Consider the following 19,039-nt stretch of genomic DNA (forward strand, 5'->3'; position numbering starts at 1 on the left):
GGATTATTATTTAACAATAAGCACTTGGCCTATGTTTAACTCGTCTGATTTTAGCCTATTGATTTTTTTAAGTTGTTCAATAGTGATCGCGTATTTTTTTGAAATCCTATATAACGTATCTCCCTTTACGACCACGTATTTCGTAGTAAAGCTAGTCGTATTGTTTTCTTTTAGTTCCTCTATGACCCTAGGTTTCTCGCCAATAACCTTACCCAAAGCCATATGGTCATATCGATACAACTCGTAGCGTTCAATAAGACTGATCAATTTTTGAGGGTATTTCTTATCAGTAGCATAACCCGCATCTTTCAAGCCATTTGCCCAACCCTCATAATCATCCTTTTCCAATTTAAAAAGTCCCGCATATCGCTTGCGGTCTTTTAAAAATAAAGAGTGATCTCTATAAGAATAGCTCGCATTATTATACGTTCGGAAGCATTCCTGAGCTTCATCATCGTCATGATAGATACGTCCACCGGTCCATCCTGTATGACATTTAATTCCGAAATGATTATTGGCTTCTAAGGCAAGTCTTCCACTACCAGAACCGCTTTCTAGAATTCCTTGTGCAAGGGTAATACTTGCTGGGATTTTATAAAGTTTCATTTCTTGCATGGCCACATCTTTAAAATCCTCCACATAATTGGCGACCTTATCGGTACTGCGTATTGTTGTTGTAGTGGTCACCTTATCCTCTTCTGGAACAACTACTGGTGCATTAGGAGTGGTTGTAGTTCTATTTGATTTTTGTTTGGTAGTTCTCACCTGCTTCTTAGCGCCGCAAGAAACCAGGAACATTCCAGCCAATAGTAAGGAGCAAAGGAGTCTAAAATTGATTTTCATAACTAAGCTTAAGACGTCGTTTTTTTTCTAGCATTTTATTATATCCAGCGATGGATTGCAGACCGCCAGTATGGACAGCTAAAATACGAGTTTTACCTTTGATAACGCCACTTTCAACCATTTGTTCTATCCCATACATCATTTTTGCAGTATAAATGGGTTCTAGTGGAATTCCACGAGGGTTTTCTTTTGTCACGCTTTCGCGAAAGCGAGTATTCATATAATCAATTAATCCATCATCAGACTTTGCATAACCGCCAAAAGTCATCTCATTTACCACCTGAAAATCCCTTCTAAGGGTATATTTTTCAATCTCCTTTTTCATAAAGGCTCCTTTTAACGCAGAAAAAACAATAATTTTTTGATCTGCTGTGGCACTATTGATAATTCCAGCGGCTGTACCGCCAGTTCCAGCAGCTACACAAATTATATGGTAATAGGTTTTATCTTGTTCTGTAAGAATTTCTTCTGTTCCTTTTACAGCGAGACTATTGGTTCCTCCTTCTGGAATGTAGTAGTATGAACCAAAAATAGCCTCCATCTGCAACTGAAATGCTTTAGTGTCTTTCTTTCGGTAGGCTTCCCTTGAAACAAAATGAAGCTGCATGCCATTTTTATGCGCATTTTTTAAAGTGCTGTTATGAGCAAATGTCTTATTCAGATCCTCCCCTAACTCTTCTCCACGTATCACCCCTATAGTCGGTAAACCCAAAAGTTGCCCTGCTGCGGCTGTTGCTGCAATATGATTGGAAAAAGCACCACCAAAGGTCAGAATAGGTTGCTCACCCTGCTTTTGTACCTCAAGAAGATTGTATTTGAGCTTGCGCAACTTATTCCCTGAAACCTGCTGGTGAAGCAAGTCTTCTCTCTTTATGTCCACCTCAATTTCTACATCTGGAAAGAATTTGAACTTCTGATTCACCGAATCCTTTGGTCTAAAAAGCCTATTCATACGCATACTTTTTACCGTAAAACTTTATAAATGACCCCAGCTTTCGGCTATTTTGATCATTGAAACCCGCTTCAGTGGAATAGGCTTCACTTTCAAAGACGAAATTCCTAAACACCTTATGCTGATTTTTAACTTTTACGAACTGAATCAAGTAATCCATCGCGTATTCTAAATAAAAAAACAACACTAAAAGCGCTTTCTGCTGTGCCCCATGAATATCTTCCTGATTCATAACAACAAGGTCCTTGACATATACCTTATCCTTCACCAATAATAATGGCAATGGCGCGAAGCTCTTGTATTTTTTTAGATATTTTAATTTTAATAGCATCATGAATACAAAGTTATTCATTTAAGAAGCAGCTATTACTTTAATGCTGTATCATTTTTACTTGACTAAAACAACCCATTATCCATTCCTTTATGTCTTTATACTGTCGTATTTTTATAGAATGAAAAAAAATATTCCGGTCGAGGAAGGTGATTACTATATTACACCACAAGGATACCGCTGTTTTACAGAACAATACCACCTTAAGAGAGGCTATTGTTGTGAAAGCGGTTGCCGGCATTGCCCTTACGGTTATGATAAGAAAACAAACAGCCAAAATTAAAATTTCATGAAAGACAATAGTTCCATAGATCGCTTTCGCGAAAGCATACAAACGGGAATTCCTGAAACACTACCAGCCGCTTATCAATACGATCCTGATGTGAATCACGCTCCGAAACGTAAACAGATTCTTACTCCTGATGAAGAAAAACTGGCTTTGCGCAATGCATTAAGGTATTTTGATCCCAAACATCATGAACTATTATTAACAGAATTCAAAGAAGAACTAAATACTTACGGCCGTATTTATATGTATCGTTTTATGCCAGAGTATGAGATGAAGGCACGTAATATAGCAGATTACCCAGCACAATCACAGCAAGCCGCTGGAATCATGTTAATGATACAAAACAACCTAGATCATGCCGTGGCCCAGCATCCACATGAGCTGATCACCTACGGTGGTAATGGAGCTGTTTTCTCTAACTGGGCACAGTACCTTCTTACCATGAAGTACCTCAGTGAGATGACTGACGAGCAAACCTTGGTCATGTACTCTGGACATCCTATGGGATTATTTCCTTCTCATCAAATGGCACCACGTTGTGTCGTGACTAATGGAATGATGATTCCTAACTACTCCCAACAAGACGACTGGGAAAAGTTCAATGCGCTAGGTGTAACACAATACGGTCAGATGACCGCCGGTTCTTTTATGTATATAGGACCACAAGGAATTGTTCATGGAACTACCATCACCGTTCTTAATGCTTTTAGAAAAATAAAAGAATCACCTACTGGCAATATTTTTGTTACTTCTGGTCTAGGTGGTATGAGTGGGGCGCAGCCTAAAGCTGGTAACATAGCTGGCTGTATTACCATTTGTGCAGAGATGAATCCCAAAGCGGTGCATACCAGACATTCCCAAGGTTGGGTAGATGTAGTTATAAATAATACAGCCGATTTAATTAAAAGGGTACAAAAAGCACAAGCAGCTAAAGAAACGGTTTCCATTGCTTATGAAGGCAACATTGTTCACGTTTGGGAAGCTCTTGACGAAGCTCAAATTCACATTTCTATAGGAAGCGACCAAACCAGTTTGCACAATCCTTGGGCTGGTGGTTACTATCCAGCAGACCTTTCTTTTGAAGAGTCTAACCTTATGATGAGTAATCAACCCGACCAATTTAAAATAGAAGTGCAAAAGTCGCTGCGACGTCATGTGGAAGCCATCAATAAACACACAGAAAAAGGCACCTATTTCTTTGACTATGGCAACGCGTTTTTACTAGAATCAAGCCGTGCTCATGCTGATATTGCAGGAGTTGGTAAAGAATTCCGTTATTCTTCTTATGTTCAAGATATCATGGGACCTATGTGTTTTGATTATGGTTTTGGACCCTTTAGATGGGTTTGCGCCTCAAATGATCCAGAAGATCTTAAGAAAACAGATCAAATTGCAACTAGGGTACTAGAACAATTGTCTAAAGAAGCGCCAGAACGCATCCAGCAACAAATGCAGGATAACATTAAATGGATCAAAGGAGCGCAAGAAAATAGATTAGTAGTAGGCTCACAAGCACGTATCCTCTATGCAGATACCACGGGGAGGATTGAAATTGCCCGAGCATTTAACAAAGCTATTGCTGCCGGAAAAATAGGACCTGTTGTTTTGGGACGTGACCATCACGATGTTTCTGGAACAGACTCGCCTTATAGAGAAACCTCTAATATCTATGACGGCTCTCGTTTTACTGCCGACATGGCGATACAAAATGTCATAGGAGATAGTTTTAGAGGTGCTACTTGGGTTTCTATTCATAATGGAGGTGGTGTAGGCTGGGGCGAAGTCATCAACGGTGGTTTTGGAATGGTAATTGATGGTAGTCAAGAGTCAGAAAAAAAATTGGAATCCATGCTGTTTTGGGATGTGAATAACGGTATTGCTCGAAGGAACTGGGCACGAAATGAAAATGCTGTTTTTACTATTAAAAAAGCGATGGAAACCAATCCAAATTTAAAAGTCACGATCCCTAATTTGGTTAGTGATGATTTGATAGATAAAGTTGAACCAGCTGGTGATAAGAGTCTAACTATTTATTAGTTAAAATTTGGATGAACTTCGTCCAAGTCAACTTCATATCAATTCCAGCATAACAAAAAAAGCAATGAAAAAACTAGTTACTCTTCTCGCAGTAATTGCCTTATTAGCAAGCTGTCAAACACTGCGTGTCTCGCAAGACTATGCCTTAGGTACTTCATTCAACGACTATAAAACGTACGCCTATTACAAAAAAGGCGTGGATGAGGCTAAGATTTCAGATTTAGATAAAAAACGAATCTTAAGAGCTATCGATTCAGAGATGGCAGCAAAAGGCTTTACAAAATCCGAAAACCCAGACCTATTGGTCAGCATCTTTACAGATTCTAAAGAACGTGTTGATGTATACAACAACAACTGGGGTTGGGGCTTTGGTTACGGCTGGGGCTGGGGCGGCGGCTTCTGGGGTAATAACATGGCAAACAATGTCACTAGAACCACTGAAGGTATTCTCTACATAGATTTGATAGATGCTCAACAAAAAGAATTGATCTGGCAAGGAGTTGGAAAAGCACCGCTTAAATCCACTCCAGAAAAAAAGGTAGAACAAACTAATAAAATCGTAAAAGAAATCTTAGCACAGTTTCCACCAATACCTAAAAACTAGGATCGCATCACTTATTAAAAGTCCCATTTCATTAAGTTGAAATGGGACTTTTTTTGTCTTAATTGATACAGAGAGAATTCGGGCCCTTAGCCTTACCTTTCTTATTTTGATTTTATAAAAGTGTCACAGTTCCTAGGTATGAAATCTGTTTAATTAGAAAATAGTATTATTTAAATCACTCCATATAATTCCTGAACCAAGAACATTCCTTCAATACCTCTTTATAATATGCGGTATCAGAATAGCCGTCTTTCAATTGGTTGAAATAGGCTTTGTGCTCCCCACAAATATGAAGTTTGTAGGTTTTCCTATCATAATCATAAGTTCCATCTTCACAGCTATTGGTTTTGGCGAGCATAAATAGCAGGGCCGCTTTAGTTTCCCTAGAACCTCTCTCTAAGTTCAGTCCTTTTAAGAAGTACTCACTTGCTTGTCCCAGAATGAAACTGTCATCTGGAACTTCTACCTCACCATCGTCATCACCATAACTAGATGTATTCAAGGCATTGCGATAATCATTGGTTATGTAATACGCATTATTCATAAACCAGCCTTTATGACTCATGTTGTACCAAGCATTACCTATCATGTAATAGTAATCGGCGGCTTTATCTGGATTGGTTGGTGCGAGCTGTTTTAGTCGCATCAGAGTTTGCGCTAATTGAATCTTGTTATCCGCATAAGATTCGCGTTCTATATTGGGATTAATCTCTTTTGCATTTTCTCCCAGAATATTGGAATAGGTAACATGAAAGTCATTTGAAATGGAAGTAAAGGGCACGTTCATATACTCTTTAATCGAGGCAGAAAATAATTCTGTACGCACCCCTTCTTCCCAAAATACTTCTGGATTTTTTACTTGCTTGAATTCGGTAATTGCCTCTTCCAGCCGGTCCTGCCTCAAGTAGTATGTGCCTCGTAGATCGTGAACATAGTCTTTAGGCTGCGTTTTCATTCGTTGTTTAATCGTCTTTTCAAATGATGTGGGATAAGGCAGTCCAACAAATGCATCAAAATTATTGATGTAATTTTCACTTAAATAAAAGTATTTAGAACTGTATTCCCAACTATCTCCATGAGCCACACCTACTCCAATCCAATCGTAAGGATCATTATTTGAATAAGCATCGTAATTAATAGAAGCCAAAACACTAGCAATAGGATTATCTGCATTTTTATACAACGCACTCATATGATTGAAAAAGGCAGCTACTGTAGGCTTATGAGTTCGCAAGTCTTCATCGCGAGCGATACGTTCATAACTTTGATTGATTTTTTTTCTATCCAACGATTTGATGCTCATGAATTCAACAGCCGTTTGTAACCTTTTAAAATGTTTTTTATATGCAGGCTTAGGATTTAATGTAGCCATATAACTTAAGGCCAATTTACTTTCATTTTGATACAAATAAGTGGTAGCTAATACCAGCGACCATACCTCTTTATTTTTAAGGTTTTCGTCTTTGAGGATAGTGGTTGTGAAAAGTTGCAATTGATTAGCATAGCCATCGACAGGTTCCCTTTCATCGTAATATCCCGATTCGTTATGTTCAAAAATACTTGATTGCATTTGATCTAAATAACGAACAGCAAGCACTTCCAAATAAGGTGAATTCACATTTTTGCGAGCGATGTTTTCCATTTCACGTAGTACAGAACCACGACCGTGAAATGCTTTGAAAAAACTCTTCACATCCATATTTTTATTTTCAGCAACAAACTCTGAGTTGTTCTCTAATAATTCCCAATCCAAAAACCTTAAGCTGATACCGCAAGTGCTGCGTCTATCTGGTAATTGATTATAAACTTCTAGGTAGGAGGTAGCTGCTAAAACCTGAAGGTTTTGATGATAGGCCGCACCGGCCATTTCTTCCATGGCACGATAGTAAATGTATTTATAATTACTTGTTTTTTTAAGAATCGTGTAAAAATACCTGATCGCTGCTTCGTTCTCCTGAAGGTAATGTGCCATTTTTACCGCTTGAAACCCTGCTCTATTGCGCATAAAATCGTCAGGAGCTTTGGCTACAAGCTCTAGTGCCTTAGAAAGTAATTCCCTTTTATCTGCAGTTCTTTGTTGCTCTTGATACTCAGATCGCTCCCCTTGATACCAACCGGTACCGCCAGAAGCGTCACTAGAGGTATGTTGGGTTTGTTTAGCAAGAATTAGGTATTCTTTAAAAAACTGAATTTTTTTATTACGAAGCTTTTTACCCAAATCATCATTATAGGTTTCAAAACCTTGTTCTCCTAAAAACCATTCTAAAGGTCTTGTATACATGATCTGTCGCAGTTCTTCTTCGGTAAATTCGCCATTAAAATAGGTGACCCATTCTTGTATATTGATAGATGGTAGGCTACTGTATATATTATCGCAAAATGGGGTGTCTGGACAATTTAAAAAAGCATGAACATCTTTATTGACTAGAGAAAATTGGTCGATGATGGGGTAGTAACTATCTTCCCAAGTGGCGTCCCAACCACAAAAAGCTCCTGTATTAGTATTCATAGTGCTCCCAAAGCCTAAGACAGGAAATAAAAAAAACCACCATTTACTGAGCAAAAGACGATAGTTCATCAGAAGAGAATTTTAAAGTTAATGGGGAGTTAATGTGATAGAAAATAGTCTCATAATTAGAATCTGATCCAGAGGCTTTTTTGATCAGGGAAGAGAGTTCTTGAAGTTTTTCTTTGTTCACCGTTTCTACCCTTAAATCGTCCCCTTTATAAATAAATATACCATTGATGTATGAGTCTGATGTGGCTTTATAGCTGTTTTCTTTTCCCGCTTTCGCGAAAGCGGACTCCAACAAGCTCGGAGTCAGATCTCTTATAAGCCCTTGGAGTTTTCCTTCTCTGTAAAGAACCCCCCATTCAAAAAGAGGTAGTGCCACATCATAAGGCAACGGGTAGTCTTCTAGCTGCTTTAGATATAGAGCAGTAACCTCATTGCTTATTATGGAATTCACTTCTTCTACATCGCCCAAATCCCCTACATTATAAGCCATTAACACCACTCGATCTACAGGCGGTACACCGGTGCGTTCCTTAAATTTCACTTGATGAAGCCTTAAGGTAGAACTGATGACATAACCTGGCATTTCTTTTTTTAAGAATTTTAGAAAATTAAAAAAATTAGTCTTGGTACGATCTGTCCAGTCACAATCCATCTGTATTTGTTTCACTGCAGCTTTACCTGTCAAATGTTTATTTTGAATGCGTTTGATCTTCTCTGCCGTGTTTTTTGCTAGTTTATTTAAGTTGTTTTTACCTGCATCTTTATGCAAGAAAACCTCATTGCGTATGTAAACTACAGGGATAATTTCTTGAGCCATAATTTGTACCTCCTCATCAAACTGAATGGTTGCTATTGGAAATACGCTATTGGCTTTTCGGTCCACTACTAAATCAAAAAAGCGCACATATTCTTTATAAGTGCCCCCATCTTTAATCAACTGATCTGTGTTCTCTGTAGGATGATAGTTGGTACTCCAGTGGTAAAAGGAGTAGTTGTTGCCTGTTTTTATATCTTTTTTACAAGAAATAAAAAGCGTGGCAAGAAGAAAAAGTGTAATAATCTGACGCATGTAGTACCCTTCAAAAGAAGATATAAAGATACTCAATTGATCGCATCACCATACAATAATTATAAGGAGTCTAAGATTAATACATATGCAATTGGTATCTTTATTTCAACTAGCTTTTCCTATACGTAGCTAGCGTTTACAACTACCTTGTACTGTATAGCTACCATTTTATCAAAGGTTTTAGAAACCGAACAATACTTTTCAAAGCTTAAGTCAGCAGCCTTTTGGGCTTTGTCTGGATCGATAGCTCCTTCCAAGAACACGTTTACATGCATTTCTTTAAAGGGTCTGGAATCGTCTAATAAATAACGTTCTCCTTCTACTTCTACTTTATAGCTGGTAATTTCTTGGCGTTGTTTTTTAAGGATGGAAATGATATCTATCGCACTGCAAGAACCTACACCCATAAGCAATAATTCCATAGGACTCACTCCTTGAACGACCTCCATGCCACTGTGGTCTATCATTACTTTATTACCTGACTTGCCTGTGGCTTCCATTAGGTAATCCTTATTTTTTCTTTCTATGGTAATTTTCATCCTTCTCAAATTTAGTAATTGAGTATCTCCTCAATCTTGTTTTTCACTTTCTCCGTACTAGGAATCATCGTTTCTTCTAAAATAGAATTCAGTGGTATGGCAGGCATATTTTCAGAACCTATGACCATTACCGGGGCATCTAGGTAGTTAAAACATTCTTCCTGTATACGACCTTGCAAGGCACGAGAGAAACTGTTATCACTAGGCTCCTCCGTAACCACCAAACATTTTCCACATTTTTTGACACTTGTAACAACGGTCTCATAATCCAACGGATGCAAGGTTCTTAAATCCACAATTTCTACCCTGTTCTGTACACCCAGCTCTGCAGTGGCATTCATTGCCCAATGCACACCCATTCCGTAGGTAATGATACTCAGCGTTTCTTCTTCTTCTTTTTTCCAGATTTCTTGTAGTACCCAAGCTTTTCCAAAAGGCAGCACATAATCCTCACTAGGCTCTACACTCATGGCGCCCTTGGTTCCCTTAACTTTAGACCAGTACAATCCTTTATGTTCAAAAATCACTACCGGATTCGGGTCGTAATAGGCCGCTTTCATCAGTCCTTTTAAATCGGCGCCATTTGATGGATAAGCAATTTTTAAACCTCTTATATTAGAAACCACACTTTCCATAGAACTGGAATGGTAGGGCCCGCCAGAACCATAAGCACCTATAGGCACTCGTAATATCATGGATACTGGCCATTTTCCATTACTTAAATAACAAGAACGAGACACCTCTGTAAAGAGCTGGTTCAGTCCAGGCCAGATGTAATCTGCAAATTGTACTTCTACAATAGGTTTTAATCCTGCGGCACTCATTCCTACGGTACTTCCTATGATAAAAGCTTCTTGGATAGGGGTATTGAATACTCTATTGTCACCAAATTTTTGAGCCAAGGTTGCTGCTTCTCTAAAAACACCGCCCAATCTTCCTCCCACGTCTTGTCCGTAGAGCAAGCATTCTGGGTGTTTTTTCATCAATTCCTCGATGGCAAATAGGGCACAATCTACCATGACCACCTTCTCTGCTCCTTCTGGAGAACGCTCTCCTTTTTCCTCTGTAATTGGTGTTGGTGCAAAATCGTTGGTAAATAAATCGGCTGGCTCTGGGTCGGGTTGTTGTAAAGCTAGGTCTAGTGCTTTTTTTACTTCCGCTTTCGCGAAAGCGTCATAACCTTCGACATCCTGCTCACTAAAACCATTATCGAGAAGTAACTTTCTCATACGCGGATATGGATCACGACTTCTCGCCTCTTCCAAATCATCACGGTAAAACTCCATGCGCACACCACTTGTGTGGTGATTTAACAATGGTACGGTGGCATGAACCAAAAATGGCCTGCGCTCGGTTCTTATTTTTTCAATCACCTCATTTAAGGTGTTGTAACTTTCTTCAAAATCAGTTCCATCTATAGAAATCGCTTCTATACCGTGAAACCCTGCAGCATATTCGGCAGCGTTTTGAGCACGTGTTTCGGCCGCACTAGCACTAATATCCCAACCGTTATCTTGTACTAAATAAAGAATAGGCAATTGTTTGAGCGCTGCCATTTGAAAAGCCTCAGCAATTTCTCCTTCGGTAACCGATGCATCCCCTAAGGAACAAACTACTATAGAATCTGAAGTCACACTAGAATCTGAACTAGCGTCTACGGCTTCTCTTTGCTCTTCACTTAAGCTTTCGCGGTAATGAAACCCAAGAGCAACACCTGTAGCAGGAATAGCCTGCATTCCAGTAGCACTGGACTGATGCGGTATTTTAGGCTTGTCGTCATCCTTTAAAGAGGGATGCGAGTAATAGGTACGTCCACCAGAAAAAGGATCGTCCTTTTTTGCCAAGAGTTGTAACATCAAGTCATAAGGTTTCATGCCTATAGACAGTAACATCGCGTCGTCTCGGTAATAGGGAAACGCATAATCCTGTGGCAATAATTGCATCCCTAGCGCAGTCTGTATCACCTCATGACCGCGACTGGTCGCGTGAACGTACTTAGAAACTATTTTAAAGTTTTCTTCGTAGAGTTCCGTCATGGACTTAGCGGTAACTAGGTTTTTGTATGCTTGTTCTAATAATGACTTTTCCAATTGTTTATTTTTATGTCAAGCCGTTGAAGAACGGCTTCGCTTAATAATTAATTCAATAGACTTTTAAATCGTCTTCGACAAGCTCAGACTGATATCTGTCTTCTGTATTTTAAAAATCTTTATCAGGTGCCACCTCAAGGTTATCTGCAACCTGACGAAGGAACGAGCCTCCTAAAAATCCATCTACTACTCTGTGGTCAAAAGATAAGGAAAGCATCATCATACTGCGTATTTCTATAGCATCCACACCATCTCTTGTCATTACCTCAGCACGTTTTTTAATGATTCCTGTGGCGAGAATGGCTACTTCTGGCTGATTGATAATAGGGGTTCCCATAAGGGATCCAAAAGTTCCCACATTAGAAATGGTAAAAGTCCCTCCTTTGATATCATCGCCACCTAGTTTATTTTCTCTCGCTAGGTGTGCCATGCGATTCACATCGGCTGCGATTTCTGGCAAGGATTTTTGATCGGCATTTTTCACTACTGGAACAATTAAATTTCCAGAAGGCAGCGCCGTTGCCATTCCTACATTAATGTTTTCTTTAATGATAATATTGTTTCCATCTACACTTGCATTGATATTGGGATATTCCTTAATCGCTCGTGCCACCGCATCTACAAACAATGGTGTAAAAGTCAATCGCTCCCCATGTTTTTCTTGAAAAGGAGCTTTGTTCTTATTACGCCAATGGACTAAATCGGTTAAATCTGCTTCTACATAAGCGGTTACATGCGGACTGGTATGCTTGCTGTAGACCATACGATCGGCAATCATCCTGCGCATGCGGTCCATTTCTACAATCTTACCAGTTCCTTTATCAAATTTTAATTGAGGTATGCGATAAGCAGTTGGGTCTGGTTCATTGCTCACGGCTTGTGCAAACTGGAAAGGTCTTCCCTCATTGAGGTAATTCACCACATCACTCTTGCGCAACCTGCCTTCATTGCCCGTTGCTGGAATGCGCGCCAACTCTTCATAGGACATATGATTTTTACGTGCTATAGCATCTATCAATGGACTGACAAAAAGGTCTTGGTTGACGTATGAACTCGAAATTGAACTTGAATTCGAACTTGAAACTTTTAGTTTCTTGTCATTCTGCACTTGATGCGGAATCTCTTCTTTCTTTTCGCTAGATGTATTTGAATCTTCCGTTATTGAGCTCGATGCGCCACTAGAAGCACCATCAGTCTCCTCATAATGAGCGAGCACACTACCTATTTCCACTGCATCATTTGCAGCGCACAAGTGCTTCAACATGATTCCAGCAGCTGGCGCTGGAACTTCATTATCTACTTTATCAGTTCCCACTTCTACTAGTATATCTCCTTCTTCAAAGGATTCCCCTTCTTGAACAAGCCAGTTTAAGATGGTTCCTTCGGTAATTGATTCTCCCATTTTTGGGAGTATAAAATCCATAGTGTTTGCCATGGTATAAAAATAAGAAAACTAACGCCCGTTAGTATGTAAAATTATGTTGTAATTCCGCTTTCGCGAAAGCGAAATGCCTTCAACCCCTTTATTTCTTCTTCATTTCTTGAAGTGTCTTATAAAAATCTTCCTGAACTGGACGGTTTTCAGGGAGTTCTCTAAGTGGCTCTACTTCTTTCATCGTATCGTGACAATCGGCAGGTAGTTGTTGGTACAATTGAGTACCAGCAGTTTTCCAGGCCATCATTTCATCAGAAACCTCTTTGATTTTTTGAGCAGGATTTCCTACGATAAGCGAACGAGGTTCAAAAACAGCTTCGGCTTTTACAAATGCCATCGCTCCTACAATGCATTCATCTCCTATAGTAGCGTCATCCATGATCACGCTGTTCATTCCTATCAGGCAATTGCGACCTAAGTTGGCTCCATGAATAATTGCTCCATGACCTACGTGTGCACTTTCTTTGAGTGTAATGCTTTTACCAGGAAACATGTGAATGGTACAATTCTCCTGCACATTAACTCCGTCTTCCAGAATAATCTCCCCCCAATCGCCACGTATGACCGCACTAGGACCTACATAGCAATTCTTACCTATAATCACGTTACCTATGACCGTAGCCTGCGGATGTACAAAACTAGACTCGTGGATTACTGGGATGTGGGATTTGAAGGAGTAGATCATGTGGTGTGTGGTGTGTGGTGTGTGGTGTGTGGTGTGTGGTGTGTGGTGTGTGGTAAAATCATTTTTTATTTAATCTTAATCTAATTTTACTGCGTAAACCTGTTAACATTTTTTGAATGCTTGTTATCTCTTTTCTAATATTCTCACTTTGCTCAAAGGATATGTATTTTCTCCTGAACGCTTTTTCGTTTGCAGAAACACATTCATTGGAACTATGAATCGCATGATTAATATGTTTTACAAACTGTGCATCACTTCCTGGATAGCCTTCTGCAATGTTTAATGCGATTGAATCTGCCGCTCTTCTAAACTGGGAACTTAGCGCATACAATTCACGTTGTGGAAACTCTCGAACTAAAGAATCTACAACCTCAGCAAAATCCATCGCCTTTTGATAAACAAGTAGATCTTCAAACTTAAAATGATATTCGCTTTTCATTTCTCTTTATTTAAAAGAAGGAATAACTAAAACCACATGCCTCATACCTAAATCTACTTAAATCTCTTTAAGGTTTCCTTAGTAAAATCGCTTAAGACTAATCTCCCGGAGATCTTTGCTCGTTCAAAAAGTAATTGGTCCCAATGTTCACAGCCGGTCCAAAACATTTTTTTCATTTCGGCCATAGCATCTGGATTATAGGTGCATAAATTCTCAGCAAAGACCTGAATTCCAGCATCCATTTCTTCTGTAGAATCATAAACCTCAGCAAAAAGCCCATTGTTCTTAGCCCATTCTGGGGAATAAAATTCGTTTGCATTGATAGCAATCTGGCTCATTCCTGTCAATCCTAATTTGCGCTCTACTGCTGGACCCACGACAAATGGTCCGATACCGATGTTGAGCTCACTCAGTTTGATACTGGCAAATTGAGTTGCAAAACAATAATCTGTCGCACTGGCAACTCCTACTCCACCTCCAACAGTTTTTCCTTGGACACGACCTAAAATGAACTTAGGACACTTGCGCATTGCATTGATCACATTTGCAAAACCAGAAAAGAATACCTCGCCAGTTTTTTCATCATTTATGGCTATCAACTCTTTAAAACTTGCTCCTGCACAAAAAGTGCGTTCTCCTCCAGATTTTAATACGATCACTTTTGTAGCCTCATCATTCCCTGCATCGGTAATTGCTTGTGCTAGTTCTGCTAGAATAGCACCAGGCAAAGAATTGTGTGCTGGGTGAAAGAATTCTATGGTTGTTATTGCGTTTTCTGTTTGTTTTTTTACGTAGGGATCACTCATATTTATAAGCTTTTAAGTTTGTATGAAGCGAATACACCCTCCGGCGCATTGACGTCCTTGTCGTCAAGCCGCTGCAGAGCGGTTTCGCGTAATAATTATCTCATTGTTTATTCAAATCTCTCTTTACTAGTTACATATCCTGTAAAATCCCAATCTGCTGCTAAATCAATCCACTCAGGATTCCTACTTTCAATCAAGTTTATTTTATATACTCTTTTCCACTTTTTAATCAACTTTTCTCTCTTGATCGCCTCTATTGGATTATCATAATGCTCATACCAAACTAGCTGTTTGATATTGTACTTGCCAACATGAGTTTCAAAAGTGGCTTGCTTATGATCAAAAGTACGTTGCTTAATATTGTTTGTCACACCTACATAAAACAGTTTGTTCTTCATATGAGCCATTATGTAAGTGTACATTGATTTCATAATATCGGCGTTAGTGATTTAGCGAAGCCGTCCTGCGACGGCTTGACATTAACCTACTATTTCAAACTGTTCAAAATGATGACTTAAATGCTTTCTCTCCAACAAGGTCCACTCGTATTTGGTCAAAGGTCCAAAAACAGCATTTTTAGTTGTTGCTTTTGGATTTCTTTTGTAAAAATCCAAGTATTCATTTCTTGCTTCAAGCAGTTGCGCTTTTGCAGTTTCTAAGTCGGCATGCTTTAAATCTTCCAGTGCACCATCTTTCATCAATGGCATTTTGTGGTTTTGAGGCATTTTATCAAAGTTCCATAAGGTTGCCGCTACTTTTTCTAGATATTCTTCTGGAGTAGCTACTTCAAAGTCTTGGATTTCTCCACTGGCAATACGGTAACTCATTTCTAGATGTTCTACCATATGCTGTGGTGTCATCGTTCCCCAATGTGGTGTGGCATCCTCTTTTAATTTTGATAAGGAAGATTTGATATAGCTCTCTGTAATTTCTGGAAAAACAGTCTGCTTTTTCTCTACCATGGTTAAGATAGTGGCAACGGCAACAAGTGCGGTAGCTTCCTCATCCGTCTTTCCGTTTTCATAATCTACAGGCTCTGCGTCAAAAACTTCTACATACCATTTTACGATCCCAGATGGATGCTCTCGACCAGCTACGTCGCGTTCTCTTTTTTCTTTACAAGTAAGTCGTACATAAATTGTATCATTATGATACAAAGGTCTTAAAAAGCGAATGTCTTCCAGACCGTAATTAGCACTTACGGGACCTTTATTAGGATATACAAAAAGTCCTGCCGCAGCACTAATAATAAAGTAACCGTGAGCTGTGCGCTTCTTAAAAATACTTCCTTCTAAACTGGTAATATCGGTATGGGCATAAAAATGATCCCAGGTAAGATTGGCAAAATTCTGAATGTCGCTATCTGTGAGTGTTCTTTTATGAGTCTCCAGACTCATGCCTGGTTGGATATCTTCATAATGGTAAGAAAATGGATGGTTCTCTGTCTTTTTGTAAGCTGCATTAGGTTGATAAACCCCAGTGATTTCAGTTAAAGAAGTTGGACTTCCTTGCACCGCACAGCGTTGCATATAATGTTTGATACCACGCAATCCGCCCATTTCTTCACCACCACCAGCTCTTCCCGGACCTCCGTGTACCAGTAAAGGCAATGGCGATCCATGACCTGTAGATTGTGGCGCGCTGTCTCTGTTTAAGGTTAATATTCTTCCATGCGATGATGCGGCGTTGATGGTGTACGCTTTCGCGAAAGCGTCATCACTAGTAACCACACTGCTCACCAATGAACCTTTACCCATATGAGCCAGTTCTATGGCCTCATCTATATTTTTATAAGGCATCAAGGTACTCACAGGACCGAAACATTCCACCTCGTGAACCGATGTGTTTTTAAAAGGCTGGTCTTCTCGCATTAAAATAGGCGACATAAACGCCCCTTTTTGAGCGCGGTCTCCATAAACTTCTACCTCATCCATGCTTCCATAGACTAATTTTGCTGTTTTTGCTATTTTACTAATTTGATCTTTTACGGCCGTTTTTTGATTCTCATTGATCAGGGCACCCATACGAGTTTCTCTTAACAACGGATCTCCTATTACCGTTTTAGAAAGTTGTTTTCCAAGAGCTATTTGCACGTCTTCCATCAGGTTTTCTGGAACCAAGATTCTTCTTATCGCTGTACATTTCTGGCCGGCTTTAGAAGTCATTTCTTTACGTACTTCTTTGACAAATATGTCAAACTCTGGAGTTCCTGGAACCGCATCAGGCCCTAGTACTGAGGAGTTCAATGAATCTGCTTCCATAGTAAATGGAACAGACTCCTCCAGCAAACGAGGATGTGCTTTTAATTTTCTTCCTGTTTGTGCACTACCCGTAAATGTGACTACATCTTGAGAGTTTACGGTATCTAATATGTTTGTTGTTAAACCGCTTAATAACTGTAAAGATCCTTCTGGTACTATTCCAGAATTGATAATTTCACGTACGACAGCCTCTGTTAAAAAAGCTGTTTGTGGTGCTGGCAATACTACAGCTGGCATTCCAGCCATCCAGTTAACCGCACATTTTTCTAACATTCCCCAAACTGGGAAGTTAAAGGCATTGATATGTACCGCAACTCCTTTGCGAGGTACTAAAATGTGATGCGCCATAAAACGACCTCCTTTAGATAGGTCTATGGGGTCGCCTTCTACGGCATAAGACTGATCTGGAAATAACTTTCTCAAACTCGCATTGGCAAACAAATTACCAAATCCTCCTTCTATATCTACCCAACTATCTGCTCGTGTGGCTCCAGTTCGGTAACTGATTTCATAAAAAGCAGCTTTTCTCTTATTTAAATAAAGTGCCAGCTTTTTAATCATGTTCCCACGTTGCTGGAAGGTCATGTCTCGCAAGACTTTTCCGTGATTACGACCGTATTCTAACGCAGACTTTATATCCAGGCCTTCGGTGCTGGTAAGACCTATTACTTCACCAGTAATAGCGTCGTACATGTTGCTTGCTGACTTCTCTTCTCCAGCTTGCCACTGGCCATTGATGTAACTTTCTAAGATCATAATTTTTTTATAAAAAATTGCCTTTTTATCGCTTTCGCGAAAGCGGATTCCAAACCTTTCCACGAAAATACAAAACAACTGGCAAAAACTAACAAGTGTTAGTTAGTTCCATCTAACTCACATTTTCAATTACCATCGCATAACCCTGTCCAACTCCCACGCACATGGTTATTAAGGCATATTTTTTACCCGTCAACTGAAGCTCTAATGCTGCGCTATAAGCAAGACGTGTTCCTGTAACACCTAATGGATGTCCTATAGCAATAGAACCCCCATTAGGATTGATGCGTTGATCATCATCAGACAGTCCCCATGCTCTGGTGCATGCCAGTGCTTGGGATGCAAAAGCTTCATTCAATTCAATCACATCCATGTCATCCATAGTAAGGCCTGCTTTTTCTAATGCTTTATTACTAGCTGCAACAGGTCCTATCCCCATGATTCTAGGTTCTACGCCTACTACGGCACTACTCACTACCCTTGCGATAGGTTTTAAGTTGTATTTCTTAACCGCATCTTCACTGGCAATAATAGTCGCCGCCGCACCATCGTTTAACCCACTTGAGTTTCCTGCAGTAACAGAGCCACCTTCTTTTTTAAAAGCTGGACGCAGTTTTGCAAGAACTTCTTTGGTCGTACCTGGACGTATAAATTCGTCATCCTTAAAGATGATCGGATCTTTTTTACGTTGTGGGATTTCTACGGCTACAATTTCTTTAGCAAATCTTCCTGATTTTTGTGCTGCAGCTGCTTTTTGTTGTGACCAAGCAGCGAAAACATCTTGATCTTCCCGAGAGATCGTATGTTTTTCTACTAGGTTTTCAGCGGTATTTCCCATGCCGTCTACACCGTACATTTCGGCCATTTTGTGATTGACAAATCGCCAGCCAAAACTAGAATCATACATTTTAGAATCGGTACCAAAAGCGCTGGTAGGTTTTGCTATCACTAACGGTCCACGAGTCATGTTCTCTACTCCACCAGAAATGAATACGTCACCATCCCCTGTTTGTATGGCTCTATGCGCATGAACAATCGCACTCAATCCAGAGCTGCACAATCTATTTACTGTTTCTCCAGGAACCGATACTGGCAAACCAGCCAGCAACCCAGCCATACGCGCAACGTTGCGGTTGTCTTCTCCAGCCTGATTGGCACAACCCATGATCACGTCTGCATAGGCGTCTTTTGGGATGTTAGGATTTCTCTCAACAACTGTTTTAATAACATGTGCGGCAAGATCATCTGGCCGTATGGTCGATAAAGTTCCTTTGTAGCTTCCTATTGGAGTTCTTACTCCGTCGATGATGTATGTGTTTTTCATTGTTTAGGTATGTGGTATGTGGTATGTGGTATGTGGTATGTGGTATGTGGTATGTGGTATG

The 19,039-nt window shown here is 39.7% G+C and carries 17 protein-coding genes; 3 read left to right on the plus strand and 14 right to left on the minus strand.

Features of this window, described 5'->3' with window-relative positions; translation table 11 throughout:
* Positions 1 to 6 precede the first annotated feature (6 nt).
* From KG732_RS00795 to KG732_RS00805, 3 genes are read right to left on the minus strand one after another with little or no spacing between them, the layout of a single operon-like run.
* Positions 7 to 843 carry a glucosaminidase domain-containing protein gene (locus tag KG732_RS00795; protein WP_213520277.1) on the minus strand — a complete coding sequence of 279 codons (837 nt, stop codon included), beginning with the start codon at positions 841 to 843 and terminating at the stop codon, positions 7 to 9.
* Positions 827 to 1,795 carry a 1-aminocyclopropane-1-carboxylate deaminase/D-cysteine desulfhydrase gene (locus KG732_RS00800; protein ID WP_213520279.1) on the minus strand — a complete coding sequence of 323 codons (969 nt, stop codon included), beginning with the start codon at positions 1,793 to 1,795 and terminating at the stop codon, positions 827 to 829. The genes KG732_RS00795 and KG732_RS00800 overlap by 17 nt, the downstream gene beginning before the upstream one ends.
* Positions 1,788 to 2,129: a hypothetical protein gene (locus KG732_RS00805; RefSeq protein ID WP_213520280.1), complete on the minus strand. Its 342-nt coding sequence runs from the start codon at positions 2,127 to 2,129 to the stop codon at positions 1,788 to 1,790. The genes KG732_RS00800 and KG732_RS00805 overlap by 8 nt, the downstream gene beginning before the upstream one ends.
* A 118-nt stretch (positions 2,130 to 2,247) precedes the next feature.
* Between KG732_RS00805 and KG732_RS00810 the strand changes: the two genes are divergently transcribed.
* From KG732_RS00810 to KG732_RS00820, 3 genes are all read left to right on the plus strand, one after another.
* On the plus strand, positions 2,248 to 2,409 hold the full coding sequence (locus tag KG732_RS00810; protein ID WP_213520282.1) for a DUF5522 domain-containing protein: 162 nt from the start codon (positions 2,248 to 2,250) through the stop codon (positions 2,407 to 2,409).
* Positions 2,410 to 2,415: 6 nt separating this feature from the next.
* Positions 2,416 to 4,452, plus strand: coding sequence for a urocanate hydratase (locus KG732_RS00815; protein WP_213520284.1), 2,037 nt, complete (start codon positions 2,416 to 2,418; stop codon positions 4,450 to 4,452).
* A 64-nt stretch (positions 4,453 to 4,516) separates the two neighbouring features.
* Positions 4,517 to 5,056, plus strand: coding sequence for a DUF4136 domain-containing protein (locus tag KG732_RS00820; RefSeq protein WP_213520286.1), 540 nt, complete (start codon positions 4,517 to 4,519; stop codon positions 5,054 to 5,056).
* 175 nt (positions 5,057 to 5,231) lie between these two features.
* Here KG732_RS00820 and KG732_RS00825 read toward each other — a convergent pair whose 3' ends face one another.
* From KG732_RS00825 to KG732_RS00875, 11 genes are all read right to left on the minus strand, one after another.
* A complete protein-coding gene (locus KG732_RS00825; protein ID WP_213520289.1) occupies positions 5,232 to 7,565 on the minus strand; it encodes a hypothetical protein in 2,334 nt (777 codons plus the stop codon).
* 43 nt (positions 7,566 to 7,608) lie between these two features.
* Positions 7,609 to 8,643 carry a hypothetical protein gene (locus KG732_RS00830; protein ID WP_213520291.1) on the minus strand — a complete coding sequence of 345 codons (1,035 nt, stop codon included), beginning with the start codon at positions 8,641 to 8,643 and terminating at the stop codon, positions 7,609 to 7,611.
* A 119-nt stretch (positions 8,644 to 8,762) separates the two neighbouring features.
* Positions 8,763 to 9,182: an OsmC family protein gene (locus KG732_RS00835; protein ID WP_213520293.1), complete on the minus strand. Its 420-nt coding sequence runs from the start codon at positions 9,180 to 9,182 to the stop codon at positions 8,763 to 8,765.
* Positions 9,183 to 9,193: 11 nt separating this feature from the next.
* The gene (locus KG732_RS00840) at positions 9,194 to 11,218 is read right to left on the minus strand and encodes a thiamine pyrophosphate-dependent enzyme (RefSeq protein WP_300980296.1); all 2,025 of its coding nucleotides are present in this window, start codon (positions 11,216 to 11,218) and stop codon (positions 9,194 to 9,196) included.
* Positions 11,219 to 11,381: 163 nt separating this feature from the next.
* A complete protein-coding gene (locus KG732_RS00845) occupies positions 11,382 to 12,695 on the minus strand; it encodes a dihydrolipoamide acetyltransferase family protein (protein WP_300980260.1) in 1,314 nt (437 codons plus the stop codon).
* 100 nt (positions 12,696 to 12,795) lie between these two features.
* A complete protein-coding gene (locus tag KG732_RS00850) occupies positions 12,796 to 13,392 on the minus strand; it encodes a transferase hexapeptide repeat family protein (protein ID WP_213520299.1) in 597 nt (198 codons plus the stop codon).
* Positions 13,393 to 13,450: 58 nt separating this feature from the next.
* The gene (locus tag KG732_RS00855; protein ID WP_213520301.1) at positions 13,451 to 13,831 is read right to left on the minus strand and encodes a four helix bundle protein; all 381 of its coding nucleotides are present in this window, start codon (positions 13,829 to 13,831) and stop codon (positions 13,451 to 13,453) included.
* A 53-nt stretch (positions 13,832 to 13,884) separates the two neighbouring features.
* On the minus strand, positions 13,885 to 14,637 hold the full coding sequence (locus KG732_RS00860) for an enoyl-CoA hydratase/isomerase family protein (RefSeq protein WP_213520303.1): 753 nt from the start codon (positions 14,635 to 14,637) through the stop codon (positions 13,885 to 13,887).
* Positions 14,638 to 14,744: 107 nt separating this feature from the next.
* Positions 14,745 to 15,068, minus strand: a complete 324-nt coding sequence (locus KG732_RS00865; RefSeq protein WP_213520305.1) for a GIY-YIG nuclease family protein — start codon at positions 15,066 to 15,068, stop codon at positions 14,745 to 14,747.
* A gap of 48 nt (positions 15,069 to 15,116) precedes the next feature.
* Positions 15,117 to 17,657, minus strand: coding sequence for a phenylacetic acid degradation bifunctional protein PaaZ (gene paaZ / locus KG732_RS00870; protein ID WP_213521167.1), 2,541 nt, complete (start codon positions 17,655 to 17,657; stop codon positions 15,117 to 15,119).
* 109 nt (positions 17,658 to 17,766) lie between these two features.
* Entirely contained in the window at positions 17,767 to 18,978 is a 1,212-nt protein-coding gene (locus tag KG732_RS00875) for an acetyl-CoA C-acyltransferase (RefSeq protein WP_213520307.1), read from the minus strand.
* Positions 18,979 to 19,039 lie beyond the last annotated feature (61 nt).

Source organism: Nonlabens sp. (assembly GCF_018401815.1).
Lineage (GTDB): Bacteria > Bacteroidota > Bacteroidia > Flavobacteriales > Flavobacteriaceae > Nonlabens.